The following is a 2,139-nucleotide window of genomic DNA, read 5'->3' as shown; positions in this document are numbered from 1 at the left end:
GAAAATATTATTCTTAGAAGAAACATCTCATCTCTCATTTCAAACTAAACCCCTAGTAATTGGGGGGTGAGTTGTTCCAAAAACAAAAATGAAACAAATCAACAACGAAATAAAAAAAATAAAATTAAAACACGGAGTTAAAACATTGACGGAAATTAAATGAACAAAAATAGGAAAGTCAAAAATTAATTTATATAAGGAACTGGTTGAATACGCCATACAAAATGAATACATGCAATTGAGAGTTTTGGTGGCTGGAGATAAAAAAAACATTAAGTTAAATTATAAAGATTGATACACTAGGCTACATTTTTCGCTAATAAAAAAATCACCCTTTGCAATACGGGGTATTATTTCTGATAGAAAAGGCTCTGGTAATGAGGAGAGTTTAATTTCAACATTAGAAATGGCTTCCATTCCTCAGACGACATTTGTTGACTCTAAAGAATCGCAAATTATACAATTATCGGATTTATTTTTAGGAGCCATCTCTTGTTATGGGACTGAAATTAAATCTATATGGAAAGAACAAATCTACAACATTATTGCTAATGAAATCAATATTGGTTACACAACTTCCTTATATTCCAATCAAATAAAATACAACATTTTCTACTGAAAGGGAGAATAATGTCGTATTTGGAAGAAATGGAGTCTAGAGTTAAAACGATGATATCAAGCGGTATTTTATTTAATATCGGTGATATACCCATTAAACCAAGAAGGGATGATTTACCTCAGCATTACACTAAAAAAGAAAGTGGTCCTGGCTTGGATCAATTTAGGATGCAAATTATTATTGATTCAAATACGATTTTCCAACATGAACACGATAATTGTAAGGACAAAAGAATTTTGATTGATATTAAACAATATAAAAACAACACAAAAAGGATGAGGGTGAATATTTTGTGTAGAAAATCTACTTTTGTATTTGATAAAGTTGAAAAACGCGATGGAACTCATACATATTATCTAGTGACCGGATTCAAACTTTATGAATATAAAATAAAAAAATTTAAATCTATTTCATTGGGTGAAACTTGTGTTGAAGATTTGAATCAAGTGTATTGAACATTAAAAAATTGTGTATAATTTAATTAACCGATGTACCTAGTTGTATAAAACGAGTTGGAGAAACCTTGAGGGGTTTTTTCTTTATTGGGTTTTTAGATAAAGCACTTTTACAACTATAAATAAATCACACAAATCTATATCTCGCCTTTGTCTTTGGAATATTAGAGAATTCAAGGCTCTTTTTTAAGTTGAACCTTGCTTAAATAAAAAAAGTTTTAATTAGCAATCTGTCTTCTTAGTCTTTGGATCAATAATAACTTGATGCTTATAAGCATCTTTTATTTTACAGTAATTATTCAAAACCAGTTAATCCTAGTGGATTTAAAATTCCGTCAATTTCATAATATAAATTTCTAATTGAATCAGAAAACTCATCGAAATTTAAATTCTCCTTTAATTTTTCATATAAATCATCCATGAAATCATTCAAAAATTCTATTGGGGGAAGCTCCAATAAATTGGTTTGATGTTTATAATGGTTTGCTGCATCCATAATTGCTTGATATTTTTCTTTATTAATTGAATTACCTAATGGCAATTTGTTTAATGCATCTAATTTATCTATTCATGAATTTCTTTTTTTATTCATTTTTGGATATATTTTCAAACCTAAAGAACTTAAATATTCTAATTTAATGTAAAAATATGAGAAGAATTGATCATATATATCTCCTAATGTTATTTCAAGTTGCGTGGTTTTTGTGGATTTATATTTATTGATATAACTATTAAAAAAAGCCCTATTACTCGCTTCTTCATGTGAAAATATGCCTGTTGATAAATCATGCATCCTATTATTTTCGACCATCTTTTCATTTTCAGTTTTATCTGATGTCATGGATTTCTTTAAATCACTTAAGGTGTTTATTCATTTGTTTTTAAAATATTCATAATTACGATTATACTTTTCTTTTTCGTTATCTAATTTGCGTTCTATAAAATGAAGAGGTCTTATAAAACTCCAAAGTAGTTCATAAATTTCGTATTCATTGTTTTTAGCGAAGTCCTCATGAAATATAGAACCTCAATCTGATTTTTCATATGCTTTATTATAAAAGTCAA

3 protein-coding genes are annotated in these 2,139 nt (G+C 27.6%); 2 read left to right on the top strand and 1 reads right to left on the bottom strand.

Translation table 4 applies throughout. The features are described 5' to 3' along the window. Window positions 1–631: DUF3800 domain-containing protein (locus tag C4B24_RS04610; RefSeq protein ID WP_210725201.1), on the top strand; the 631-nt coding region annotated here is incomplete at its 5' end. Beyond that, on the top strand, window positions 631–1,095 hold the full coding sequence (locus tag C4B24_RS04605; RefSeq protein ID WP_131599604.1) for a hypothetical protein: 465 nt from the start codon (window positions 631–633) through the stop codon (window positions 1,093–1,095). The genes C4B24_RS04610 and C4B24_RS04605, both read left to right, overlap by 1 nt. Before the next feature lie 274 nt (window positions 1,096–1,369). Here the strand turns inward: C4B24_RS04605 and C4B24_RS05030 are convergent. Then, window positions 1,370–2,139: hypothetical protein (locus tag C4B24_RS05030; RefSeq protein ID WP_168388366.1), on the bottom strand; the 770-nt coding region annotated here is incomplete at its 5' end.

This window comes from Mycoplasma marinum, from assembly GCF_004335975.1.
GTDB classification, from domain to species: Bacteria; Bacillota_I; Bacilli_A; order Mycoplasmatales; family Metamycoplasmataceae; genus Mycoplasma_K; species Mycoplasma_K marinum.
Note: the sequence above shows the minus strand (reverse complement) of the source record. Positions and strands in the feature narration are given on the sequence as shown.